This is a genomic window from Stenotrophomonas sp., from assembly GCF_050737075.1.
Classification (GTDB): domain Bacteria; phylum Pseudomonadota; class Gammaproteobacteria; order Xanthomonadales; family Xanthomonadaceae; genus Stenotrophomonas.
The window spans coordinates 19,885-42,224 of sequence record NZ_JBOHXV010000037.1; the positions used below are offsets into that span (position 1 = coordinate 19,885).

Consider the following 22,340-nt stretch of genomic DNA (forward strand, 5'->3'; position numbering starts at 1 on the left):
CCGCCGTTGCGGCGGGCATGGCATCAAAACATGTGCAACCCGCCGTTCACCGCATAATCCGCGCCGGTCACATACGCCGCATCGTCCGACGCCAGCCACGCGCAGAGGCTGGCCACCTCTTCGGGCTTGCCCAGCCGGCGGATCGGTACCGAACCGGCCAACCGATCCAACACATCCGGCGGAAAACTGCTGATCGACTGGCTGGCGATGTAACCGGGCGAAATGGTATTCACCGTCACCCCACGCGTCGCCACTTCATTGGCCAACGCACGGCTGAACCCATGCATCGCCGCCTTGGCGGTGGCGAAGTTGACCTGGCCGATCTGGCCCTTGTGCGCGCTCACCGAGCCGATGTTCACGATGCGGCCCCAGCCGCGCGCGGCCATGCCGTCAATCACCTGCTTGGTGATGTTGAACAGCGCATGCAGGTTCGAGCCCATCACCGCGTTCCAGTCGTCCTGGCTCATCTGCCGGAACAGCACGTCGCGGCTGCCGCCGGCGTTGTTGACCAGCACGTCGATCTCGCCCACCTCGGCCTTGACCTTGGTGAAGGCTGCCACCGTGGACTGCCAGTCCGCCGCGTTGCCTTCCGAGGCGATGAAGTCGAAGCCCAGCTCACGCTGCTCGCGCAGCCAGCCGGCCTTGCGCGGCGAATTGGGCGCGCAGCCGGCCACCACCGTGTGGCCGTTGCGGGCCAGCTTCTGGCAGATGGCGGTGCCCACGCTGCCCATGCCGCTGGTGACGTATGCGATACGAAGGGTCATCTCGGAATCTCCAGGGTCAGGCAGCGAAGGGATACAGCGAGAACAGCAGGCCGCCGGCCATCAGCACCAGCGAAATCAGCACCGCCCACTTCAGCGTGAACTTCTGGTGGTCGGCGAATTCCACCTTGGCCAACCCCACCAGCAGATAGGTGGACGGCACCAGCGGGCTCAACAGATGCACCGGCTGCCCGGCCAGCGAGGCGCGCGCCATTTCCACCGGCGTGATGCCGTAGTTGCCGGCCGCCTCGGACAGGATCGGCAGCACGCCGAAGTAGAACGCGTCGTTGGACATGAAGAAGGTGAACGGCATCGAGGCCAGCGCCGTGATCACCGCCAGGTACGGGCCCCAGGCATCCGGAATGACGGCCAGGAAGCTGTGCGACATCGCCTCCACCATGCCGGTGTTGTTGAGGATGCCGGTGAAGATGCCCGCCGCGAAGATCAGCGACACCACCGAGAGCACGTTGCCCGCATGGTTCACCACGCGGCGGCGCTGTTCGGCCAGGTTCGGGTAGTTGATCACCAGTGCGATCGCGAAGCCCACCATGAACAGCACCGGCATCGGCAGCACGCCCAGCACCAGCGCCGTCATCAACGCCAGCGTCAGCGCCAGGTTCACCCACAGCAGCTTTGGCCGCTTGATGTCCTCGGCGTCTTCCACGGTCGGCAGTGCGCCATCGTCGGACACGCTGGAGTCCATCCAGCTGCCGCCAGTCGGCAGCGTCACCACGCCCAGCCGGCGGCGCTCCTTCAGGCCCAGGTACCAGGCCAGCCCCAGCACCGCGATGCAGGCCAGCACCATCGACGGAATCAGCGGCACGAACACATCGGCCGGGTCCACGTGCAGTGCCGTGGCCGCACGCGCGGTCGGGCCGCCCCACGGGGTGAGGTTCATCACGCCGCCGGCCAGGATGGTCACGCACGTCATGTTCAACGCGTTCATGCCCAGCCGCTGGTACAGCGGCAGCATCGCCGACACCGTGATCATGTACGTGGTGGAGCCGTCGCCATCGAGCGAGATCAGCATCGCCAGTGCGGCGGTGCCGAGCACGATCTTCATCGGGTCGCCCTTGACCAGGCGCAGGATGATGCGCACCAGCGGGTCGAACAGGCCGGCATCGATCATCACCCCGAAATACAGGATGGCGAACATCAGCATCACGCCGGTAGGCGCGATCTTCTTGATGCCTTCCAGCATCATCTCGTCGATGTTGGCACCGAAGCCGCCGACCAGCGCGAAGATGATGGGAATGGTGATCAGGGCGACCAGCGGCGACAATCGTTTGCTCATGATCAAGTACATGAACGTAATGACCATGCCAAAGCCGAGGATGCTGAGCATCATCTGCGGACTCCTTGCAACGTAGGGGTGGGGTTAGAAATCAAACTGCAGGCGGCCGGTGACCGCGCGCGTGTGGTCAACGGTGGCCGCGGCCAGCTGGTCGCGGTTGCGGCTGTCGATCAGGTTGAGCATGAAACGCAGGTTCGGGCGCATGTACCAGTTGCCGCCCAGCGTCCAGGATTCGGTGCGCGCGTCGATCAGGTCCGGCTGGCCAATCAGGTGCTGGTCGCCGCGCATCTGGTCATAGCGCAGCGCCAGCTCGAACGCACCGGCCTTGTGGCGGATGTCCTTGATGCGTGCGAAGCGCCCGGTCTTGCGGTCATAGCCGCGCGACTCGCCGGTGACGAACCAGCTCAGCAGCCCGTAGCCGGCCAGCACCGTGGCGCGCTGGCTGCCGTCGTCGAACGTGGCGCCGCTGAACTCGCCCTGCCACGACAGCGGTCCGCGCACCTGCGCGTATTCCAGCGACCACTTGTTGACGTCGGTGTCGCGGCCGGCGGAGAAGTCGGCCAGGGTCAGGCGGCTGTTGTCGGACAAGTGGCCGGCCGGGCGCGGGCGGATCTTCAGCCCGGGCGCGCCGTCGGCGCCCGGGTGGTCATAGCGCTCGTGTGCCAGCGACAGGCCCAGGTGCAGCACGTCGCCGGCGGTGGCGCCCGGCGCCCAGGTGGCACGGCCACCGGCCGCGCGGCCCTTCACCTGCCAGGCGTCGATGCTCTCCAGGCTGTAGGCGCTGGCGGCCCAGGTCGTATCGCCCTTGACCGTCTGCCAGGACGCACCCAGCCGGTACAGCGGCGCCAGCGTGGTGCCGGCGCTGCCGCGTTCCAGGAAGCTGCCGTAGTTGGAGCCGGTGCGGTCATCCAGCGAGAAGAACTGCTTGAACTGGCCCACGCTGAGCTTGCCGCCGCCGAAATCGCGGCTGACGTACACATCCTTGGCTTCCACCCGGTCACCGGAGAAGTCCGCTTCCAGCTTGTAGTCCACCACGAAGAACTTGCCCGACACATCCACCCAGGCGCGGCGGATCTCGGTGTCGTCCTTGTTCGGTGTGCCGCGCGAATCGTTGTCGAAATCGGCGAAATCCAGGTGCAGGCGGCCGCCCACGGTGGCGGTGACCGGGCGGTCGGCATCGGCATCGTCGGCGGCCCAGAGCGGGGCGACGGGCAACAGCAGGGCGCAGGCGGCCAGCCCGCGGCGGCGCAGGAGATCGAAGTGCATGAACCCTCCCAGGTACATGGCGGTGGGAGGGCAGGGCACGGTGGCCCCGCCAGCCCGCAGGTTGTCGGTGAACGCACCGGCACCAAGGGTGCGACGCGATGGCGCAGCCTAGAGCGGGGAAGCTGTCATCCACCTGTCGGCGCCTGCTGCAGCGCAGCGCAACCCACGGGACACCCCGCTCGCGCTAGGATTCCCGCACCGTTTCCGATATCCGCCCCATGCGCATCCTGCTGGTCGAAGACAACCCGGACCTGGCCGACGCCATCGTCCGCCGCATGCGCCGCAGTGGCCACGCGGTGGATTGGCAGAACGACGGCCTGGCCGCCGCCAGCGTGCTGCGCTACCAGACCTTCGATCTGGTGGTGCTGGATATCGGCCTGCCCAAGCTGGACGGCCTGCGCGTGCTGGCCGGCATGCGCGAGCGCGGCGATGCCACCCCGGTGCTGATGCTCACCGCCCGCGACGGCATCGAAGACCGCGTGCAGGCGCTGGACGTGGGGGCCGACGATTACCTGGGCAAACCCTTCGATTTCCGCGAATTCGAGGCGCGCTGCCGCGTGCTGCTGCGGCGCACGCGCGGCCAGGCCAGCGAAGTGGTGCAGATTGGCGGCTTCCAGTTCGACAACGCCTCGCACCGGGTCAGCCTGGACGGCCAGCCGATCGAGCTGCCGAACCGCGAGTACCGGCTGCTGGAAATCCTGATGGGGCGCCTGGGCCATGTAGTGGGCAAGGACGAGATCGGCAACGGCCTGTTCGGCTTCGACGACGAGGCCGGGCCGAATGCCATCGAACTGTATGTGGGACGCCTGCGCCGCAAGCTGGCCGACGCGCCGCTGCGCATCGTCACCGTGCGCGGCAGCGGTTACCTGCTTGAGGCCATCGACGGCGCCGCCAATGCCGAAGGCTGAGCCCCGCGCGCCCAGCTCGCTGCGGCGTACCCTCACCCTGTATCTGGGCGCGCTGCTGGCGGTATTCGCGGTGGCCCTGCTGTTTGGCGCACGCGACTACGGCCAGCGTGCCGCCAACCGTTCCTACGACCACCTGCTGGTGTCCTCGGCGCTGTCGATCATCGATTCGGTCGCCTTGGTGGATGCACAGTGGCAGGTGGACCTGCCGTATGCCTCGCTCGACCTGTTGGCGATGGCGCCGGAAGACCGCGTGTTCTACCGCGTCTTCGACGCGCGCGGCCAGACCGTCACCGGCTATGGCGACCTGCCTGCGCCGCCGCGCGCGCCCAGCGACCAGCCACAGCTGTTCGACGCGCCCTACAGCGGCGAGACCGTGCGCTTCGTAGTGGTGTCGCGCCGCGTGTCCTCGCCGTCGGCGCAGGCCGACGTGCGCGTGCAGGTCGGCCAGACCCGCCGCGCGCGCGAAGCAGTGGCACAGGACATCGTCAACCGGGCCCTGCTGGCCATCGGCGTGCTCTCGCTGCTGTCGCTGGCGCTGGTGGCCTTCGGCGTGCACCGCGCGTTCCGCCCGCTGGTCAAGGTCGAGCGCGAGCTGTCGCGGCGCGAGCCGTCCGACCTGAGCCCACTGGACGCACGCGTGCCGCGCGAGATGGACCAGATGGTGGCCGCGTTGAACCGCTTCATGGCGCGTCTTTCGAGCAGCAACGAGACCCTGCGCGCCTTCATGGCCGAGGCCGCGCACCAGATGCGCACGCCACTGGCCGCGCTGCGTGCACAGGCCCAGCTGGCGCTGGACGACGAAGACCCCGAAGACATGCGCCGCAGCCTGGTGGCCATCGACCGCAATGCCACCCATATGAGCCGCCTGCTCAACCAGCTGCTCAGCGATGCCAGCGTCATCCACCGCTCCAACCTGCAGCGCTTCGCGCCGGTGGACATGGTGGAAACCCTGCACCAGGCCCTGCACGAAGCCTTGCCGCAGGCGCTGCCCGCACCGCGCGTGCAGCTCGCGGTGGGTGTGGCTTCGGCATGGGTGCAGGGCGATGGGTTGCTGTTGCGCGAGGCGATCAAGAACCTCATCGACAATGCCCTCAAATACGGTGGTAACGGCGTACTGCAGCTTGCCCTCACCGAGGACGCGCGGCAGTGCGTGGTGACCATCGCCGACCACGGCCCGGGCATTGCGCCGGGCGACGCCGAGCGCGTGTTCGAGCGTTTCGCACGCGGCGAGGATGCCGCGCCGGGCGGGGCAGGGCTGGGCCTGGCCATCGTCAAGCGCGTCGTCGACAGCCACGGCGGCCATATCGACCTGAGCAACCGGCCCGGCGGCGGGTTGGTCGCCACCATCCGCCTGCCAAGGCTGCACGCATGAAGATCCTGCTTTCCCTGCTGCTCCTGCTCGTGGCCGGCAGCGTTGCGGCCGAACCCGGCCAGACCCAGCGTTTCGCCGCCAAGGGGCCAGTGCAGGCGCAGCTGCGCATCCACGGCTCGACCGACATCGAAGTGTTCGCCACCGTCATCGCCGATTACCAGCGCCTGCATCCGGGCACCGAAATCATCTACGAAGACGTGATCGCCCAGGACATGTACGCGCGCTACCTGCGCGAGCGCAGCGGTGCGAACGGGCCGGACATGCTGATCAGCAGCGGCATGGACCTGCAGGCCAAGCTCGTCAACGACGGCCACGCGCTGGCCCACCGCTCGGCGCAGACCGAGGCATTGCCGTCATGGGCGCAGTGGCGGCACGAGGCCTTCGGCATCAGCTACGAACCGGTGGCCATCGTCTACAACACCCATACCCTGCCTGCCGCGCGCGTGCCGCGCACCCGCCGCCAGCTGCTGGAGCTGCTGCGTGCGCCGGACGCACCGCTGGCCGGCAAGGTAGGCACCTACGACGTCGAACGCAGCAGCGTCGGCTACCTGCTGGCCACCCAGGACGGCCAGCGCGGCAGCATGGCCGGCGCACTGCTGGGCGCGCTGGGCGACAACCGGGTGCAGCTGGAGGAGCGCACCGGCGTTCTGCTCGACCGCGTCAGCAGCGGCCAGCTATCGCTCGTCTACAACGTACTGGGCTCCTACGCGCAGGCGCGCATCGATGCGGGCGCCCCGCTGGGCATCGTCGAACCGGAGGATTACACCCTGGTCGTGCTGCGCACCGCCATCATCCCGCGAACCACCCGCAACGCACCGGAGGCGCGCCGCTTCCTCGACTACCTGTTGTCATCGCGAGGCCAACAAGTCCTGTCACGCGAAGCCCGCTTGCGCTCCATCCTCCCGACCCAGCGCGACAGCGCCCCAGGCCGCAGCTACCGCCCGATCCAACTAGGCCCGGGCCTGCTCGTCTACCTGGACGCCCTCAAGCGCCGCCAGTTCCTGGACGCCTGGAAGGGCAGTACAAGACACCAGGCCCCCACCCCGTAGAGCCACCCCATGGGTGGCTGCCCCGTGTCCGACGACGCGCATCCCAAGTAGAGACACGCCACGCGTGTCCCGCCTCAGCCCATCACCCCGCAGCAACCGTAGAGCCACCCCATGGGTGGCTGCTCCCAACCAGCCACCAAATTGCCCCCTACAATACGGCCATGAGCGAAATCACCATCCTCGTAGCCGACGACCACCCTCTGCTACGCGCCGCCGTCGTACATTCCCTACGCCAGGCACTCCCCGCAGTACAGGTGATCGAAGTAGCCAGCGCCCAATCCCTGGAGACGGCCCTCGACCAGACCCCGGAAATCGAACTGGTCCTGCTCGACCTCACCATGCCCGGCGCGCGCGGCTTCTCCTCGCTGCTCCACGTACGCGGCTCGCACCCCGACATCCCGGTGGTCATCGTCTCCTCCAACGACCACCCACGCGTCATCCGCCGCGCCCAGCAGTTCGGCGCCGCCGGCTTCATCCCGAAATCGGCCCCAGCCGACGCCATCGGCCAGGCCGTCCAGACCGTACTCGACGGCGGCCTCTGGTTCCCGGCCATGTCCCCGGAGCGCTCCGAATCCGACGCCCTCCTGGCAGCACGCCTTGCCCAGCTAACCCCACAGCAGTTCCGCGTACTGCTCTGCCTGGCCGACGGCCTGCTCAACAAGCAGATCGCCTACGAACTGGGCCTGGCGGAGAATACGGTCAAGGTGCATGTAACCGCGATCCTGAAGAAGCTCGAATGCCACAGCCGCACGCAGGCGGCGGTGCTGGTGAAGGCACTGGAACCCGAAGGCGACGCAGGCGCAGATCTGACGTAAAACCTATGCCATGCGAACGGCAGCGGACTAACAGTCCGCTCTACCCCGTCGCATGTGCTGGCACGGCGTCCCCCGAACAAGCCCGTCGCATGTGCCGGCACGGCGTCCCCCGAACAAGCCCGTCGCATGTACAGACACGACGTCCCCCGAACAACCCCGTCGCATGTGCCGGCACGTCGTCCCCCGAACAAGCCCGTCGCATGTGCCGGCACGGTACCCCCCGAACAAACCCGTCGCAGGCGCAGACACGGCGGCGCCCGAATAAATGTTCGCCCGCGCTCCGGTAGGGTCGCATCCCAATCGACTGCCGATATGGCCCATCATCGCGATAACGGCATGACCCAAGCCGAAGACGCGCTCTAACCTCGGACTGCGCGAGCCCGGTAACAACCTCAAGGACGAGCCAAACCATGCCACCAACCGGCGAACAGATCTTCGCAAAATGCCTGAAGGCCGCCCTCCTGATCGGAGCAGGCTACTTCCTGTTCGCACTAGCCAGCCTGATGGCAACGATGGATTGCACATCAACCGGCCCCTCAGGCGCCTTCATGTGGTCATGGCTGCTCTCGCTGCCCTTCTGAGGTTTGTACGCAAGGGCCGACATTCTGTCGAAGGGGCTCTTCAAAGCCAACGCAACCTACGTGCGCATCGCCGCTGCATGTCTGCTATCCACCGAAGTGGTAGTCGCCGCCCATTTGGGTAGCAAACTCTCCGCCTGCCAGGGCGTGAACGAAGGCGCGATCGTACCTCCGGCCGCCTTCCTGATGCTCTACACGGCAATAGCGATCTCACTGCTGTTCGGCGACGGCTGGCTCGGCGTGCTTCGTACCGTACTCCGCCGTGGCAGAAGACCGTTCGACTTCGCCAATCCAGACGGCCCAAACCCAATCGCCATCCCACCCCACACCCCGCGCCGCAAAAGAAAGCGCAGGCGATAGCCCACGACGGGGTAGAGCGGACTGGTAGAGCGGACTGTTAGTCCGCTGCTCTCCGCGCAAGGCCAACCACCATGCAAACGGCGGCGGACCAACAGTCCGCTCTGCCCCGTCCAGCGCTAGCAGGTGCATCTCTACTCTACGTAGACGACGGTCGCGCTGCCTCCCGCGGCAAGTACTTCAACCTCGCGCAGGCTGCCAACCTCCATCACCGAATACGTCACTTCAACCCCGGAGCAGATTCTGCCTGCAGCGGTGCTTTCATCCGACTCGACGGCAATCAGCTTGCGTATCCCCGAGAAACGGTACTCCGCCCTGACTCCGTTCACTTTCAACGCACTCTCAGCCCCGACCATCTCGTGCTCCAGCGCGATCTTCTCTGCGCTCAGCAGGGCCTCGTCAGGATCGGACGCATCAATGAGGTACACGTTCTCGTGCACCGTTATTGAAGTCTGCCCTTCGTACTGATAGCGAAAAATTGCATGTGCGCAGTACCACATGGCTCACCTCGTGATTCGATCAAGAGCATGCGCTCGCCGTAAATAGCTCATCCAGACATCCAGCCAAGATGCGCGCCATTTGTTCCGATAACTTCGCTTCAGGGCGAAGCTGACCCCTTCGCGAAAATGCCGCGCTCAGCCTCTAGGAAGTAAATGGACTCGCGGATGCTCTTCAAGTCGAAGTTTGGAGTCACGATTGCAACCACTCCTCTGTCTTTGTCAAAAAGGTAGGAATTCGCAAGCCTTCCATCCTTTGTGACGTCCACGCGAAGAGTTCGAATTTTCTGGCCCATCAGAGACAAGTTGACAGCGCGCGAAACCTTGAACGAGTAAGCGCCTTCTGAGTAAATTGATCCGACATCCGCGTTGCCCGGAAGGTCGCGGAGTGCCATGAAATCAAAGGTGATGCAGTTTGAATCGCTGCCCGCGCACAGGCCAAGCTTGCCGTAGTCATGTCCGTATCCGAACAGGTCCTTGTCTATCAGGAAAGTGATTCGCGACTCCTGCTCGGCAGTCGCCCTGCTGGAGTCGGGGGCGTGGTTGATGTAAGTCTGCGCCTGTGCGCCCTCCGCTTGGATGAAGAGCAGGAGTAGTGCGGTTGGAAGGGCGAGAATCAGCCTGATCATTGTCTGCAATGCCTCTGTGCGATGCCGCCCTGATGACGAACGCATTCTTTCTGACGCTCTTCGCAGCGATCGCGAGTCGGTCAATCCAAAACGCAGCGCTGGCGATCCTCTTGCTAAAGGAGCAAGAAAACAAGGGCAAATACGAACGGCGCGGCGTAGAGCATCACTCGCGACGTCCTGAGAAGGACCTTGAACTGTTTCGACTGATCCTCGCGCGGCAGCGCTGGATTGAAGATCATCGAAACCAACCTGACAGACGTTGACATTCCGGTCCTCAGCGTTGCGTCCGGGCCCTCCGATTCCCGAGCCATGACTTTTACAGCCCGCCTGGCCATTGCGTAATAGATGAGGTTGTAAGCTGCAAGGATCGAGATCGCGTTGCGTGCTTCCACGTTTAAGGCCCTTGGTTCCCGCGCTCGGTGGTCGCGGTGGTTTGACCGATGGAGGAGATTCCACTTTACCCTAGCTGGCTCAGTTCAACACCAGCCCAAGCGCCAGGCCGCCGTGAGCGCTTGCTTCAGGCTCACCGCAAAAACGAAACTGTATGTGCGCAGTGCCACGGGGCTTACCTCATGATTCAATCAAGAGCATGCGCTCATCGTCAAACGCTCATCCAGGCATCCAGCCAGGATGCACGCCATTCGCTTCGATGGTTCCGCTTCAAGGCGCAGCTGAACACTACGGCGGGGTGATCGTCGTCTGTCGAGGCGTGGATCATTCCGTCGAGTGTGTAATCGTCATAGCTCAGCCGTAGCGTCTGCGAAAGCAAGCCGTTCTCTGGCAAGCTCGTTCTCGCATCCGCACCCCAGGTAGCTTCAGCACTGGGAACGGCAATCCGCCCGCGTGACTGAGACGAAGTGAGCGTCACGCCGGAGAGCGTGTATTGACCGCCATCGCCGTTCGCCGAAAGGCTCAGGCGGTAGGGGGTAGGTCCTGTAGCTGGATCGTCTTCGTAGGCATCGCCCACCAGCATGGCTTCCACGATGACAGGCCCAGCCTTGCACTTCGCAGTCTCGTAGTCGTAGTAGTGGTACCTGTCGAAGAGCATGACGAACAGTGTCAGTAGCGCTCCGACAATCGCCAGGACCATGAGGATGGTATATCTGACTGATTCGCTCATTTTGGCGCCGGCCCCCCAGCCGAGCGTTTCGGCCACGCCCGGCGAGTGCGGGGTGGCGCCCAGCGGATTATGCATCAAGGATCCGGCCAGGTGCGTCTTTCCTTGGCTCGCATGTGATCAACATAGATGCCAAGGCCGTTGTCGCACGCGCCAACGCGACAACGCGTCAGATCACATGCCGCTCTTCGAGCACTTTGATGAGGTGATCTCCGTCCAGTTCAACCTCGGGGATGAGGAAAAGGACATCCCCAATTCGCGTGGAGTGGAACTGAAGCTCGCATTTCCCATTGGGCCAGCATGTAATCCTCCCCCTGAACTCAGCAGAGTCCAGATCCAGACTTGTCTGCCCTTGTGGGTAATCTTTGAAGGTCATGGAGTATCCAAATGACCGCAGTCGTGCGTCATTCGCCTTCATCCAATCTTTCAGCGTGAAATTTCTCATCAGTTCTCTCTCCTCGGCCTGACGCGCCAGACATCGAGTAGTTGTCGGGATGATCCTCGTCCCACACAGTCATGCCATGCCAGCACGCGAGCATCAATGCCCGCTTCCGTTGTAGGGAAACCCCGCATCACATCTAAGGCGCTTCTGAAAATCTGCCGTCTCGGGTTGCAAATGTCCGGAATGGTGAAGTGGCTCACGCTTTCCTCCTTGACCAAGAGAGCCCCGCATTCATACCTTACCCGCGTTTGTCGCCGCCAGCCGGATCGCTGCCTGCCGCGACGTTGGTGCCATCTTGATCGACGAGCAGTTCCCCTCCAGGAAGGAGTATTGGAATGTCCCGCTTCGTGCCGTACACCCCGCACCAACGCGCACTCGTGGCCTTCATCGCCCTTTCATCCGCTCCACTTGCGCACGCGCAGGAGGTGGAAAAAGTGGGAAACCATCTCGGCCTACGGCCAGACGCTAACCACCGAGCGCCAGCTCCCGGGCATCCGCGATCAGTGGTGGAAATGCTTCCATGCCCAACTCGGCGTGAAATGAGAGCGGGAAACATCCAATTGGCGGCCTTGTTGCTCACAAGTACGCTGCTTGTCGGGTGCGATGCTCCGGGTGAGGGGCGACGTGGCGAGCAGGCCAAGCATGAGGGAGATAAGATCGTGCGTGGACTGGATGCCTACTACGATGCGAAAGGACGATATCCTCGCGAACTGAATGAAATTGACAAGAGGCTGTTAGATGTCTCGGAATCTGAGGAGATGAAAGTCTTCTATCAGTCTTCATCCGTTGAACGATATGAGCTAATTATCAAGTACTTTGGGCCGGGGAGTAACATTTGCGCGCATCGCAGCGACATGGGTGAGGGTGAGTGGGACTGCATCGGGGCGTACTGATAAAATTCGACTGAGGTGCTATGCGCGTCTTCCATCGTTGGCGAGCCCGAAAGCGGTCATCGACCCGGTGCGTGATGTTGTCATCTGGGAAGAATAAAGAGGCCGGGATGAGATTCGGCCGCTTGATGGCGTCGACTGTGCTCTGGTTGTCTGCCTGTGCGGCCACTGGCGGCGACCTGATTGTTCGCGTAAGCGGCAGAATTCCGGACGTTGCGGTCGACGATCTTCAAGGTGTCGCCTGCAAGATGGATGCCGTTTCGGCACGTACCGGCGAAAGGTCTGCGGGCAAAGTAGTTGCGGATGAATTTTCAGTACCGATGATGATGGTTGTTGGGCCTGAGGCAGCTCCCTATTTCTTTGAGGTTGCTTGCGAAAATGGCGCAAGGTATCAATCGAGAGAGTTCCTTGTCGGCGGTCGTCAGACTCATGCCAATGGAATTGATGTCGGCGAACTTCAGGCGAAGTAGCTGATTGCTTATTCGTAAGAGCCAAGCTTCTACGCGTTCAGCTTTGCCTGATGGTGCTCCGCTAGTTGTCACCTACCGCCCCTCTGAGAACGCGTGAAGCGCATGAGTACAGGTCAATCAACCTTGATCGCACTTCTTCTGATGGCTCTTGCAGCGCCTTCCGATGCAAATGAGCGCGGCGTCGACTACGTAACAAAGGCCTTCCACGACGGGGGGTTCCTCCCCCACGTCTATGACGAGATTGACGTGATGCGGCGCTATGGGGCGGGCGCCGAGAGCCTGAGTGAGGAAGGGCTTCTGCGACGCGGGTACTGGGATCCCCACACCCAACTGGAAGTGGTGGTCACGTCCAATCCGGATATCGCGCCGAGGTATCGATATGTGGAAGATATTCGAGTTTCGCGGGACGCTATGGGAGCGGAGCCATCCTATACGACCGAGAGTTTGAAGGGCTTGAATCTGAGAGGGGTTGCAATCGGGGACCCGGCCTCCAAAGGGGGTGAGTGCGGCGCGCGCATACGGTCAGACCCACACATCGCAGGTGATGCTGGGCCGACTCGCGGTTGAGGTTGTCTGTGGTTACGATGATGGCTCGAGCATATGCTTCTATGCACATACTGGGCGGGTGGTAGCAATGGCGGTGGGCGCTGGGCCCTAAAGGTGTCCAAGATGATGAATGTCACCATATCGTTGATAGCGCTGGCGGGCGTTGCGACCGTCGTGGGAATATTTACCTCGCGACCATGGTTGCGACGGATCGCTGTTGCCTTCTTGGCTTCTATAGCCATTTATACTGTCTTATTCACTATGGAGGACATGCGAGCACATGCCTCTGAAGCCAAGGAAGCGGGGCGCTCGCCAGACTTTATTGCTGGGATGGCAGAGAGAGATCAAAAGACCCTTCCACGCCGCGTCGTCATCTTCTTCAGCGTCGTTGGCTTGGCTCTGCTTGCGTCATCCGGGACGCGAACAAAGCGATGATCTTGGTGCCGATCCGTGTAGTGGGTCGAGCGGGGCACTCTGGCAGACGCCAGGCTGCAGAGGCACGCGGTGATGAGGACGTGCTGGTCAGTTCAGGGCGTTGCATGGGGCGCAAATTGAGAGGACGGAGTATGGATGCTGGTGGTAGCTTTCGAGCGTGGGCGATCCTTGCCGGCTTGGTGATCTCGGGCAGCACCGCCGCCGCCGAGAGGTCGGCGCTTTTTGTTGAGAATGCCAGCTCCGTCACCGATGGGTGCCTCGACGTTGGCACTCGAGAGCTGCAGTTTTCATGCCACCGAATTGAATCGGGTGTTGGCACCGTCGTTGCTTTCAGTCTCTACAAGCGCTCCTGGAAGACCGACGGCGCGAGCTTTCGCAAGATGACTGTTTATTTGCCGGCGAACCTGAAGGCAGGAGATCACTTCTCTCTGGATGAGGGAGTGGCACGAGTGTTCTTCAGCAGAGGGTCAAGCGCGTTCGCCGGGAAGCGGGGCTGCTATGGGCGGGCGGAGTCGGGGGAGGTGGAGGTTCTATCGCTGACCAGGAAGATGATCGCCATCAGGGTGAGTGCATCCATTTCGATGAGTTCGCCACTCGGCTTCCCCAAGGAATGTACTGGAGCGGAGGACGTAGATATGGTCATTCGGGCCGTCCCCGCGCAGCTTGCTGGGTTGGGCGCATGGGAGGGGCGGCCAGGCCCCACCGACTCCCCCTTTGATGAAGCGAACCCAACGAATTGATTGGGGGCCATTCACCAACGGGTGCGTGCCCGCCATCTTGGGGGCGGGCATGGGATTCGCGTCAGTCCCACGGTATTGCGCGCGTTGCATGCATGCAAATGTAAATCCAGCGCAGCTCCCTGCACTGGATCAAGGAGCTAGACTCGGATGGACAGTGATCAATTGGCTGAGTTAGAGGCGGTGATAGTCAAGTTCTACTCGCCGCACGATGAGCAGTGCTTCTTTGACTGGCTCGGACGAATGGAATGTGTGAGGCGCTTCTACGGGTGCGGTGACACCCTGTACATCGTCATTGACAGAGCGCTGCTCAGTCGGCGTGAGATGCATGATCTACTGGGATTCTTCTACCGGTACAACATCTCAATGACGCAACTGCGGGTACTGGAGACCCCTGAGTTCTCGCGTTTTCTTCGAGATCGAGATGCCTATTGAACCTATCGAATGTTCAGGTCAAAAGATGCGGCCGCCTGGTTGATTGCGGTAGGAGCTGAGTCATGACCATTCTTATTTCTATTTTCGTCCTTGTGCTGGTTCTGCTCTGCTATGTGGCTGTCACTGCGCGGACAACCAATCGGCGGGTTTTGGCGGTTGTGGGAATCTTCCTGCTTCAGTTCATCACGTTCGTCTGGATACAGGTGCTGGCCCGCGCGGCGTCATCGGTAGTGGATCAAGGGTTGCAGGCAATGAGCGCGGGTGCCTTTTTTTACCAGATCCGCCCGTTGCTGGGTCTGTCGATATTGGTTTGCGCGGCTCTTGTGATCGTGACCTTCTGCACTCGCAAGCCCGCCGTTGTCGAAGACGCCGTTGAACCGGAGCGCTATTCAATCACCCTCAGGGTCATTCACCCGCATCGTCGACATGAGGAGATTGCGGCCGTCGTCGATCTTAAGCTGGTTCATGGACAGACTGCAGGCGAGCCGCGAAAGTCCAATCGGGGAGAGACGCTGGGAGGCGCCTACAAAGAAACCATTGCAGCATTTGCACTGAGTGACCGGGTGGAAGGGCATTTCGTCGACGGCGTGCGAAATGCAGTGGAGCTGATTCAGGTGCGACGCGAGTACCTCCGCGATGTTGTGAAAAGCGGCGGAAGGCTGATGCTCTACATTGGTGTTTTCGTGGATGATCATGTCGGCTTCAGCCTCGATCGAGCATTGCTTGGCGCGCTGTCGTCACTGGATGTTGAGCTGGGCGTAGAGGTATATGCAGGATGAGGGCATCGATGTGGCCGAATGGCAGTCTTCCACAGTCTGACGTGGCCGCCACTGATGGTCAGTGAGGTCTGGGAGCGCTGAGCGAGGGTGTTTGAAGATGACGGCTGACGAATATCTGGCCTTGATGCAATTTCCGAAAGAATGGAAGGACTACGGTCTCATTCCAGAGGACCTGTTGAGCCAGCTGATTGCGACGTACCAACCAGGGATGGAGAACTCCTCCGAGCACGACAGAAATGGCGCGTTCCATTGGTGGCTGAAGAGGTCGCCGGACGAAACCGTGCTCGCACAGTTGGTCACTCTGAGCTACTTGGACCCCGATCAGCTGATGGCGGCCGATGTCCGGTCTCACATTGCACTGTCGCCGCACGCCGACAGCGAGGTCAGGGGTCTTCTCAGGCGCGATGGGGCCTAGATGAGCGGAGCGCAGTGATGGGGCGGGCGGTAAGCAACCGGCCACGCGTGGCGGCTCACAAACCGGCGGGGTAGAGCGGACTGTTAGTCCGCTGTGGTTTGGGTGGGGCATGCGTTCATGCGGACGGCAGCGGACTAACAGTCCGCTCTACCCAGTCGGGCTTGGTGGCTGTTCGTGCGCGCAATGATCGTTTGCGGCTTCAGGCGCAATGCGACATGCGTTAGTTCCTATCAACCGAAGCTCGTCTATCATTCGGAACAAGCAATTTCCCTTCGCATGCAGCTTTGCGCATGGTGTTGCCTCGGAGCCTGAAATCTCCTTGAACGCTAAAGTGTGGACGTCCTATGTCGGGAGGGTGGCGAAATACAACACCTTCGCGGAAATACGTCATGCCGTGCGCGTTCAAGCGGATTTCAGCCTCCCGACTCCCTCGCCATTCCGGCGAGGGAGACTTCCTCGGAGGTGGCATATGCGTCGTTCAAAGTCGGATTCACCCTCAAGCCAACAACCCCAGACGCGCATCGGCATGCATGCGCCTGAGCGCCTGCGTGTTGGATCGCTCAAGCACCCCGCAGGCCATGATCTGCCGGATGGTGGCCGCATTCCATGCATCGTTCTGCGTGGCATGTGGCTGGAGCGGTTCGAACTGCCAGTGGGGGCGCGTGTATTGGTGGAGGTGGCGCACAAGCGGGTCACGCTGAGGCTGGATGAGACGCCTGTGGTTGTGCCGTACCGGTATCAGGATCACGTGCCGAAGAAGAAGCGGCGGGTGTTGGATGTGACGACGGGTGAGGTGTTGGAGTAGGGCGGTGTTGTCGAGCCGCGTGGGATGCCTCCTGGTAGGGTCGCATCCCAATCGACCGCCGACCGTGTTGGAACGTTCGGTTATGGCATGACCGTTGGGGAAAGAGCGCGTTTCGTTTTTGGGTCATGCGTTCGTCGCACCGATCAGTGTTACGTGCAGTCGACCGGGGTCCGACCCTACCGGGTTTCGCGGTGGCGCACCAGTAGCTGCGTCATCAACGCCCGCAACGCCGGTGGTCTTACCGGCTTGGAAAGGAAGCCCCAGCCGTTCTCCGCCGCCTGCGCCCTCAACGCATCGTCGCGTTCGGCGGTAACCAGAATCACCGGCGGGCGCGCACGCCACAGGGTGCACAGCTCCTCATACAGATCCGGCCCATGCCACTGGCCCATGCGCACGTCCAGCAGCAACAACTGCGGTACGTTGAGCGCAGAGGCGATCTCCAGCGCGGCCTGCGGTCCATCCGCCAGTTCGACCGAACATCCCCAGCGTTCCAGCAACGCGCGCGTGGCCGCGCACACGCGCGGGTCGTCGTCGATGCTCCACACCCGGCAGCGGCGCAGCGGGCTGTCGTCGCCGGGCTCAGGCGCCGCCACCGGCACCGCCGCAGGTGCGGGAATGTCCGCCGCATGGCCCATCGCCACCGTCACCGCGAACACGCTGCCACGCCCCAGCGTGGACCGCAGGCTGATGCGGTGGCCCAGCAAACGGCCGATACGCTCCACAATCGCCAGGCCCAAGCCGGCGCCGCGTTCCTGGTCCACACCGTCATCCAGGCGGCGGAACTCTTCGAAGATCTCGCCCTGCAGGCTCTCGGGAATGCCCGGGCCCTGGTCGTGCACTTCGATGCGCAGCTGGTCGCCCACGCGCCGGCAACCGATCAGCACGCGCCCGCGCGGGGTATAGCGCAGCGCATTGGAGAGGAAGTTCTGCAGGATGCGGCGCAGCAGCGCTTCATCGCTCACCACCACCGCGCGCGTATCTACCCAGTCCAGCTGCAGGCCCCGGCCTTCGGAGGCAATACCGAATTCGCGTGCCAGCGTTTCCAGCAGCAGCGAGAGCGCGAACGCATGCACGTGCGTCTGCAATGTGCCGGACTCCAGCCGCGAGATGTCCAGCAGGCTGTTGAGGATGGAATCCTGCGCGGCCAGCGCGGCGTCCACATGCTCGCTCAGTTCGCGCGCATCGCCGCTCAACTTGCCGCGCAGCACGGAGACGAACATGCGCGCGGCATTGAGCGGCTGCAGCAGGTCGTGCACGGCCGAGGCCACGAAGCGGGTCTTGTAGCGGTTGGCCCGTTCGGCTTCGCGGCGCGCCTCATCCAGGTCGCGGGTGCGCTCGGCCACGCGGTGTTCCAGCGCGTCGGCCAGCGAGCGCAGCTCACGCGCGGTGTTCTTGTAGGCGGTGATGTCGGCATAGCTGGTGACGAAGCCGCCGTCGGGCAGGGGGTTGCCGCGGATCTCCAGCACGGTGCCGTCGTCTTTCTCGCTCTCGCGCATGTGCGGGCGGCCGCTGCGCAGGTGATTGAGGCGGCGCTCGATGGCCTCATCCACCGGCCCCGGGCCCAGCAGGCCACGGCGCGCGTTGTAGCGGAATGCCTCTTCAATGGGGCGACCCACGCGGATCAGGTCCGGCGGGAAGCGGAACAATTCCAGATACCGCGCATTCCACGCCACCAGCTTCTGTTCGCTGTCGATCACCACCACGCCCTGCGGCAGGTGCGCCAGGCTGCGGCTCAGGCCACTGTCGGCCTGCTGGGCCGCCTGCAGCACGCCGTCCTGCGCGGTGCGCAGTTCCTGTGCGTGCTGCTGCAGCACGGCTTCCAACTCCCGCCGGCTGCGCTGGCGGTGCGAGTCCAGCCGCCGCCGCTGCTGCACGAACAGGGAAAGGAAGCACAGCGCCAGCCAGATGCCGCCGGCCGCCAGCGCGGTGCTGCGGCCCACGGCGGCGCTGGCGCCTGCGTCGTGCAGCAGGTGCAGGGTCCAGTTCGGATCGGCCAGCACATGGGTCTGCCACAGCATGGGGCGCGGCAGCGCGGGCTGCTCCAGCCGCACCATGCGTCCGCCGTCGTCCAGCACCTCCAGCGTGCGCGCACGCAACGGCTGCAGCGAGCGGTCGGCGTACTGGCGGGTGGCCAGCATTTCACTGCGTTCGGCGGGGGAGAGCGGGCGCAGCAGGCGGTAGCGCCAGGCGTCGGCGTTGGCGAGAAACACTACGTCGTGGGTGTCGCTGGCCATGACGATGTCGGTGCTCTGCAGCCATTCCTGTTCGAGCGCGCGCAGTTCGATCTTGATGGCGATGACGCCCAGCACGGCGCCGTTCGCATCGTGGATGGCCTGCGACAGGAAGTAGCCCGGCACGGCAGTGGTCATGCCGATGCCGTAGAAGCGCCCGCTGCCCTTGGCCATGGCCTGCTGGAAATACGGCCGGTAGCTGTAATCCTCGCCCACGTTGGTGGTGGGCTGATCCCAGTTGCTGGCGGCCACGGCAACGCCATGGCGGTCGATCAGGGTGAGGGTGGAGGCGCTGGTGACGTTGTTGGCTTGTTGCAGCTTCAGGTTGAGCCGGTGGCGTTCGGCGTCATTCAACGGCTGCCGCACGGCCTGCTGCAGGTCCGGGTCCAGCGCCAGCACCTCCGGCAGGGTCCGGAAGCGGTCGATGCGCTGCTGCAGGGTCTGGGCGTACAGATCCAGCTGGCGCCGCACCTGGGCGCTTTCGGCCGCCAGGGCGCGTTGCTGGGCATAGCGGCCGGCCACCAGGGCGGCCAGCAGCGTGCCGCCGATCATGACCAGCAGGGTCAGCAGCAGTGGGCGGTAGCGGGAGACGCGGTACACGGCGTCAGTTTACGGTGTGCCGGCGGGTGCACGTTGCGTGCACCCGCCGTGGCGCATCAGAAGTGAACCTGGGCGCGCAGTTCGAAGATTTCCGGCTTGGTGCGCACGCCGCGACGGCTGGCGTCGGCCCACACGTAGTTCGCCTGGAACTTGAAGTGGCTGGTCAGGTACCAGTTGGCACCCACGGTCCAGTCGTGCTGGCGGCCGCCGAGCACGTCGCGGTCGTCCAGGTCGATGCGGCTGTAGCGGGCCAGCAGCTCAACGGCGCCATAGCCATGGGCCGGCTTGATGTTGGCCACGGCGCCGGCGTTGTACGGGCGCGATTCGCCGGTGACCACCCAGCTGGCCAGCGCGTACTGGCCGCTGCCGGTGTAGTCCGGCTTGCCGTCGCGGGTGACGGTGGTCCGCAGCGCTTCGGCCTGCAGCGACAGCGGGCCGTGGATCCAGATGCCTTCCAGGCCGGTGCGGCGGATCTGGTCGGCGGTGACCAGGGCGCCGGAATCGACCAGGCGGATGTCGGTCAGGCCGGCTTCCGGGCGCGCGCGCAGGCGGGCGCTGGCTTCATGGTGCACGTCGCGGCCATCGCTGTAGCCGCGCGGGTTTTCCTGCGAATAGGCCAGGCCCAGGTGGATCACGTCACCCGGTGCCTTCACCGGGGTCCACACGCCACGCACGGCCTGGGTGGTGCCCGGGTTGTCGCCCTGCAGGTCCTTGCCGCCATAGGCGCCTACCTGCATGAGGTACTGCGGGCGCTCCAGCACCCACTCGGCACCGGTGCGGCGGCCGGCGTAGAAGGCCTGCACGGGCAGGGCGGTTTCCATGAAGCTGCCGGCGCGCGAGGAGGTGTTGGCGTCCAGGCCGACCGGAGTCTTCATGTAACCGAAGCGGAAGCGGCCCACGTCCTTGCCGAACACGGCCTTGCTCTCGAAGCGGAAGAAGACGTCCAACCAGGTGTCGGCCTGGAAGTCGTAATAGACCATCGCGTCGTACACGCCCTTCTTCTTCAGGGTCGCGCCGAACTCCTTGCGGCGCACCGCGTCGGAATCTTCGAACGCGTCGGCGCCCGAGAAGTCGTTGAGGTCGTAGGCGATGTTGGCGGTGGCGGCCAGTTCGGTGCCGTCGCTGAAGGCGACCTTGGTCGGCCAGTTGTCCCAGTCGTAATCGGCTGCGGAGGCGGCCACGGGGGCGGTCAGGGCGGTCAGGGCAATAAACAGGGGGGTCAGGCGCATGAGTTCAGGGCTGGCTTCAAAAAGGGGGCAGAACAACAACGGCCGCGCGCGGTGAAACTGTGGGGCCATCCGCCTGTGAAGGCTGGCTCCGGATGACGCGGCAACCCGCCGCCGTGGGGGCGCGGTGCCCCTGCAGTGTAGGCACTGGCTGGGGCTGAACCGGGGGGCTAGTACCAATAGGTTATCTGCGTAGCGGTGCGCCGGGCGTAAAAAGGCCACGCCCGATGCCGCCGTCCGCGGCCGGCATCCCCGTGACACTGCCGGAGCTTCCCATGCACGTTCCCACCGCTGCCCCCCTTGCGGCCAAGCCGCTGCCGTTCTACCGCCAGCTGTATTTCCAGGTGGTGGTGGCCATCGTCCTGGGCGCCATCCTCGGCCACTACGAGCCGGCCTTCGCCGAATCGCTGAAGCCGCTGGGCGATGGCTTCATCAAGCTGGTGAAGATGATCATCGCCCCGGTGATCTTCCTGACCATCGTCACCGGCATCGCCGGCATGACCCACCTGCGCACCGTGGGCCGGGTCTTCGCCAAGTCGATGGCCTACTTCCTGTTCTTCTCCACCCTGGCGCTGATCGTGGGCATGGTGGTGGCGCATGTGGTGCAGCCCGGCGCCGGCATGAACATCAACCCGGCCGACCTGGACCAGACGGCGGTGCACAGCTACGTGGAAAAATCCCACGAGCTGACCCTCACCGGCTTCGTGATGGACATCATTCCGGCCACGCTGGTGAGCGCCTTCGTGGATGGCAACATCCTGCAGGTGCTGTTCGTGGCGGTGCTGTTCGGCATTTCGCTGGCCCTGGTGGGTGAGCGCGGCCGCCCGGTGCTGACCTTCCTGGAGGCGCTGACCGCGCCGGTGTTCCGCCTGGTCCACATCCTGATGAAGGCCGCCCCGATCGGCGCCTTCGGTGCCATCGCCTTCACCATCGGCAAGTACGGGGTGGGCTCGCTGATCAACCTGGCCTGGCTGGTGGGTTCGTTCTACCTCACCGCGTTCCTGTTCGTGGCGGTCATCCTGGGCGTGGTCTGCCGCCTGTGCGGGTTCTCGGTGTTCAAGCTGGCCCGCTACCTGAAGGCCGAGCTGCTGCTGGTGCTGGGCACGTCATCGTCGGAATCGGCGCTGCCCTCGCTGATGGAAAAGATGGAAAAGGCCGGCTGCAGCAAGTCGGTGGTGGGCCTGGTGGTTCCCACGGGCTACTCGTTCAACCTGGACGGCACCAACATCTACATGACCCTGGCCGCGCTGTTCATCGCCCAGGCCACCAACACCGAACTGACCCTGGGCCACCAGATCGCGCTGCTGCTGGTGGCGATGCTGAGCTCCAAGGGCGCCGCCGGCGTGACCGGTGCCGGCTTCATCACCCTGGCCGCCACGCTGGCGGTGGTGCCGGAGGTGCCGGTGGCCGGCATGGCGCTGATCCTGGGCGTGGACCGCTTCATGAGCGAATGCCGCTCGCTGACCAACTTCATCGGCAATGCGGTGGCCACGGTGGTGGTCTCGCGCTGGGAAAACGCCCTGGACCGCGACCGCCTGGCCATGGTGCTGGATGGCCGCGAATCGGAACTGCCGCCGCTGGCCACCGACGACCAGCCGTCGCCGCTGACCGCGCCGCTGCCGGCCCACTAAGCACACCCCTCCCCCCGATGTGTGTGTAACAGGGTCGTGCCGCTCCCCCTTGGGC

24 protein-coding genes are annotated in these 22,340 nt (G+C 63.9%); 15 read left to right on the top strand and 9 right to left on the bottom strand.

Annotated elements, in window-relative coordinates; all coding sequences use genetic code 11:
* Nucleotides 1–23: 23 nt before the first annotated feature.
* From phbB to ACREPD_RS10880, 3 genes are read right to left on the bottom strand one after another with little or no spacing between them, the layout of a single operon-like run.
* Nucleotides 24–764, bottom strand: coding sequence for an acetoacetyl-CoA reductase (phbB, locus tag ACREPD_RS10870; protein ID WP_421569279.1), 741 nt, complete (start codon nt 762–764; stop codon nt 24–26).
* Between the two features lie 16 nt (nt 765–780).
* A complete protein-coding gene (locus ACREPD_RS10875) occupies nt 781–2,106 on the bottom strand; it encodes a CitMHS family transporter (RefSeq protein WP_431599374.1) in 1,326 nt (441 codons plus the stop codon).
* Between the two features lie 33 nt (nt 2,107–2,139).
* Nucleotides 2,140–3,321 (bottom strand): OprO/OprP family phosphate-selective porin, encoded by a 1,182-nt coding sequence (locus tag ACREPD_RS10880; RefSeq protein ID WP_431599350.1) that lies wholly within the window; start codon nt 3,319–3,321, stop codon nt 2,140–2,142.
* A 218-nt stretch (nt 3,322–3,539) separates the two neighbouring features.
* On the opposite strand from ACREPD_RS10880, the gene ACREPD_RS10885 reads away from it, so the two are divergent.
* From ACREPD_RS10885 to ACREPD_RS10905, 5 genes are all read left to right on the top strand, one after another.
* Nucleotides 3,540–4,229, top strand: a complete 690-nt coding sequence (locus tag ACREPD_RS10885) for a response regulator (RefSeq protein ID WP_431599351.1) — start codon at nt 3,540–3,542, stop codon at nt 4,227–4,229.
* Nucleotides 4,216–5,601 (top strand): sensor histidine kinase N-terminal domain-containing protein, encoded by a 1,386-nt coding sequence (locus ACREPD_RS10890; protein ID WP_431599352.1) that lies wholly within the window; start codon nt 4,216–4,218, stop codon nt 5,599–5,601. Before ACREPD_RS10885 ends, ACREPD_RS10890 begins: the two co-directional genes overlap by 14 nt.
* On the top strand, nt 5,598–6,650 hold the full coding sequence (locus ACREPD_RS10895) for an ABC transporter substrate-binding protein (protein WP_431599353.1): 1,053 nt from the start codon (nt 5,598–5,600) through the stop codon (nt 6,648–6,650). The genes ACREPD_RS10890 and ACREPD_RS10895 overlap by 4 nt, the downstream gene beginning before the upstream one ends.
* Nucleotides 6,651–6,811: 161 nt before the next feature.
* Nucleotides 6,812–7,465 (top strand): LuxR C-terminal-related transcriptional regulator, encoded by a 654-nt coding sequence (locus ACREPD_RS10900; protein WP_431599354.1) that lies wholly within the window; start codon nt 6,812–6,814, stop codon nt 7,463–7,465.
* A 410-nt stretch (nt 7,466–7,875) separates the two neighbouring features.
* Nucleotides 7,876–8,046, top strand: a complete 171-nt coding sequence (locus ACREPD_RS10905) for a hypothetical protein (RefSeq protein WP_431599355.1) — start codon at nt 7,876–7,878, stop codon at nt 8,044–8,046.
* 488 nt (nt 8,047–8,534) lie between these two features.
* Here the strand turns inward: ACREPD_RS10905 and ACREPD_RS10910 are convergent, their stop codons facing one another.
* Both ACREPD_RS10910 and ACREPD_RS10915 read right to left on the bottom strand, forming a co-directional pair.
* Nucleotides 8,535–8,900, bottom strand: a complete 366-nt coding sequence (locus tag ACREPD_RS10910) for a DUF4288 domain-containing protein (RefSeq protein ID WP_431599356.1) — start codon at nt 8,898–8,900, stop codon at nt 8,535–8,537.
* A 98-nt stretch (nt 8,901–8,998) separates the two neighbouring features.
* Complete coding sequence (locus ACREPD_RS10915) at nt 8,999–9,526, bottom strand: hypothetical protein (protein ID WP_431599357.1); 528 nt, start codon at nt 9,524–9,526, stop codon at nt 8,999–9,001.
* Nucleotides 9,527–9,558: 32 nt separating this feature from the next.
* Between ACREPD_RS10915 and ACREPD_RS10920 the strand changes: the two genes are divergently transcribed.
* The gene (locus ACREPD_RS10920) at nt 9,559–9,789 is read left to right on the top strand and encodes a hypothetical protein (RefSeq protein WP_431599358.1); all 231 of its coding nucleotides are present in this window, start codon (nt 9,559–9,561) and stop codon (nt 9,787–9,789) included.
* A gap of 338 nt (nt 9,790–10,127) precedes the next feature.
* Here the strand turns inward: ACREPD_RS10920 and ACREPD_RS10925 are convergent, their stop codons facing one another.
* Both ACREPD_RS10925 and ACREPD_RS10930 read right to left on the bottom strand, forming a co-directional pair.
* Nucleotides 10,128–10,721, bottom strand: coding sequence for a hypothetical protein (locus ACREPD_RS10925; protein ID WP_431599359.1), 594 nt, complete (start codon nt 10,719–10,721; stop codon nt 10,128–10,130).
* Between the two features lie 91 nt (nt 10,722–10,812).
* Complete coding sequence (locus ACREPD_RS10930) at nt 10,813–11,019, bottom strand: hypothetical protein (RefSeq protein ID WP_431599360.1); 207 nt, start codon at nt 11,017–11,019, stop codon at nt 10,813–10,815.
* Between the two features lie 401 nt (nt 11,020–11,420).
* Between ACREPD_RS10930 and ACREPD_RS10935 the strand changes: the two genes are divergently transcribed.
* The 8 genes from ACREPD_RS10935 to ACREPD_RS10970 all read left to right on the top strand — a co-directional run bounded on the left by ACREPD_RS10935 (nt 11,421) and on the right by ACREPD_RS10970 (nt 16,597).
* Nucleotides 11,421–11,978: a hypothetical protein gene (locus ACREPD_RS10935; protein WP_431599361.1), complete on the top strand. Its 558-nt coding sequence runs from the start codon at nt 11,421–11,423 to the stop codon at nt 11,976–11,978.
* A gap of 107 nt (nt 11,979–12,085) precedes the next feature.
* Nucleotides 12,086–12,445 carry a hypothetical protein gene (locus ACREPD_RS10940; protein ID WP_431599362.1) on the top strand — a complete coding sequence of 120 codons (360 nt, stop codon included), beginning with the start codon at nt 12,086–12,088 and terminating at the stop codon, nt 12,443–12,445.
* A gap of 669 nt (nt 12,446–13,114) precedes the next feature.
* A complete protein-coding gene (locus ACREPD_RS10945; protein ID WP_431599363.1) occupies nt 13,115–13,426 on the top strand; it encodes a hypothetical protein in 312 nt (103 codons plus the stop codon).
* Between the two features lie 131 nt (nt 13,427–13,557).
* Nucleotides 13,558–14,166, top strand: coding sequence for a hypothetical protein (locus ACREPD_RS10950; RefSeq protein WP_431599364.1), 609 nt, complete (start codon nt 13,558–13,560; stop codon nt 14,164–14,166).
* A 147-nt stretch (nt 14,167–14,313) separates the two neighbouring features.
* The gene (locus tag ACREPD_RS10955; RefSeq protein ID WP_431599365.1) at nt 14,314–14,598 is read left to right on the top strand and encodes a hypothetical protein; all 285 of its coding nucleotides are present in this window, start codon (nt 14,314–14,316) and stop codon (nt 14,596–14,598) included.
* A gap of 62 nt (nt 14,599–14,660) precedes the next feature.
* Complete coding sequence (locus ACREPD_RS10960) at nt 14,661–15,377, top strand: hypothetical protein (RefSeq protein ID WP_431599366.1); 717 nt, start codon at nt 14,661–14,663, stop codon at nt 15,375–15,377.
* Between the two features lie 97 nt (nt 15,378–15,474).
* Nucleotides 15,475–15,792 carry a hypothetical protein gene (locus ACREPD_RS10965; protein WP_431599367.1) on the top strand — a complete coding sequence of 106 codons (318 nt, stop codon included), beginning with the start codon at nt 15,475–15,477 and terminating at the stop codon, nt 15,790–15,792.
* Nucleotides 15,793–16,261: 469 nt separating this feature from the next.
* Nucleotides 16,262–16,597 carry a hypothetical protein gene (locus ACREPD_RS10970; protein WP_431599368.1) on the top strand — a complete coding sequence of 112 codons (336 nt, stop codon included), beginning with the start codon at nt 16,262–16,264 and terminating at the stop codon, nt 16,595–16,597.
* Nucleotides 16,598–16,773: 176 nt separating this feature from the next.
* Here ACREPD_RS10970 and ACREPD_RS10975 read toward each other — a convergent pair whose 3' ends face one another.
* Both ACREPD_RS10975 and ACREPD_RS10980 read right to left on the bottom strand, forming a co-directional pair.
* Nucleotides 16,774–19,428 (bottom strand): hybrid sensor histidine kinase/response regulator, encoded by a 2,655-nt coding sequence (locus ACREPD_RS10975; RefSeq protein WP_431599369.1) that lies wholly within the window; start codon nt 19,426–19,428, stop codon nt 16,774–16,776.
* Between the two features lie 56 nt (nt 19,429–19,484).
* Nucleotides 19,485–20,657 (bottom strand): OprO/OprP family phosphate-selective porin, encoded by a 1,173-nt coding sequence (locus tag ACREPD_RS10980; RefSeq protein ID WP_431599370.1) that lies wholly within the window; start codon nt 20,655–20,657, stop codon nt 19,485–19,487.
* 272 nt (nt 20,658–20,929) lie between these two features.
* Here ACREPD_RS10980 and ACREPD_RS10985 point away from each other — a divergent pair, with 272 nt between their 5' ends.
* The gene (locus ACREPD_RS10985) at nt 20,930–22,285 is read left to right on the top strand and encodes a dicarboxylate/amino acid:cation symporter (RefSeq protein ID WP_431599371.1); all 1,356 of its coding nucleotides are present in this window, start codon (nt 20,930–20,932) and stop codon (nt 22,283–22,285) included.
* The last annotated feature ends 55 nt before the right edge of the window (nt 22,286–22,340 follow it).

Coding starts and splice junctions, on each gene's coding strand:
- phbB (WP_421569279.1), bottom strand. CDS start 764: ATGACCCTTCGTATCGCATACGTCACCAGCGGCATGGGCAGCGTGGGC.
- ACREPD_RS10875 (WP_431599374.1), bottom strand. CDS start 2,106: ATGCTCAGCATCCTCGGCTTTGGCATGGTCATTACGTTCATGTACTTG.
- ACREPD_RS10880 (WP_431599350.1), bottom strand. CDS start 3,321: ATGCACTTCGATCTCCTGCGCCGCCGCGGGCTGGCCGCCTGCGCCCTG.
- ACREPD_RS10885 (WP_431599351.1), top strand. CDS start 3,540: ATGCGCATCCTGCTGGTCGAAGACAACCCGGACCTGGCCGACGCCATC.
- ACREPD_RS10890 (WP_431599352.1), top strand. CDS start 4,216: ATGCCGAAGGCTGAGCCCCGCGCGCCCAGCTCGCTGCGGCGTACCCTC.
- ACREPD_RS10895 (WP_431599353.1), top strand. CDS start 5,598: ATGAAGATCCTGCTTTCCCTGCTGCTCCTGCTCGTGGCCGGCAGCGTT.
- ACREPD_RS10900 (WP_431599354.1), top strand. CDS start 6,812: ATGAGCGAAATCACCATCCTCGTAGCCGACGACCACCCTCTGCTACGC.
- ACREPD_RS10905 (WP_431599355.1), top strand. CDS start 7,876: ATGCCACCAACCGGCGAACAGATCTTCGCAAAATGCCTGAAGGCCGCC.
- ACREPD_RS10910 (WP_431599356.1), bottom strand. CDS start 8,900: ATGTGGTACTGCGCACATGCAATTTTTCGCTATCAGTACGAAGGGCAG.
- ACREPD_RS10915 (WP_431599357.1), bottom strand. CDS start 9,526: ATGATCAGGCTGATTCTCGCCCTTCCAACCGCACTACTCCTGCTCTTC.
- ACREPD_RS10920 (WP_431599358.1), top strand. CDS start 9,559: ATGACGAACGCATTCTTTCTGACGCTCTTCGCAGCGATCGCGAGTCGG.
- ACREPD_RS10925 (WP_431599359.1), bottom strand. CDS start 10,721: ATGCATAATCCGCTGGGCGCCACCCCGCACTCGCCGGGCGTGGCCGAA.
- ACREPD_RS10930 (WP_431599360.1), bottom strand. CDS start 11,019: ATGACCTTCAAAGATTACCCACAAGGGCAGACAAGTCTGGATCTGGAC.
- ACREPD_RS10935 (WP_431599361.1), top strand. CDS start 11,421: ATGTCCCGCTTCGTGCCGTACACCCCGCACCAACGCGCACTCGTGGCC.
- ACREPD_RS10940 (WP_431599362.1), top strand. CDS start 12,086: ATGAGATTCGGCCGCTTGATGGCGTCGACTGTGCTCTGGTTGTCTGCC.
- ACREPD_RS10945 (WP_431599363.1), top strand. CDS start 13,115: ATGATGAATGTCACCATATCGTTGATAGCGCTGGCGGGCGTTGCGACC.
- ACREPD_RS10950 (WP_431599364.1), top strand. CDS start 13,558: ATGGATGCTGGTGGTAGCTTTCGAGCGTGGGCGATCCTTGCCGGCTTG.
- ACREPD_RS10955 (WP_431599365.1), top strand. CDS start 14,314: ATGGACAGTGATCAATTGGCTGAGTTAGAGGCGGTGATAGTCAAGTTC.
- ACREPD_RS10960 (WP_431599366.1), top strand. CDS start 14,661: ATGACCATTCTTATTTCTATTTTCGTCCTTGTGCTGGTTCTGCTCTGC.
- ACREPD_RS10965 (WP_431599367.1), top strand. CDS start 15,475: ATGACGGCTGACGAATATCTGGCCTTGATGCAATTTCCGAAAGAATGG.
- ACREPD_RS10970 (WP_431599368.1), top strand. CDS start 16,262: ATGCGTCGTTCAAAGTCGGATTCACCCTCAAGCCAACAACCCCAGACG.
- ACREPD_RS10980 (WP_431599370.1), bottom strand. CDS start 20,657: ATGCGCCTGACCCCCCTGTTTATTGCCCTGACCGCCCTGACCGCCCCC.
- ACREPD_RS10985 (WP_431599371.1), top strand. CDS start 20,930: ATGCACGTTCCCACCGCTGCCCCCCTTGCGGCCAAGCCGCTGCCGTTC.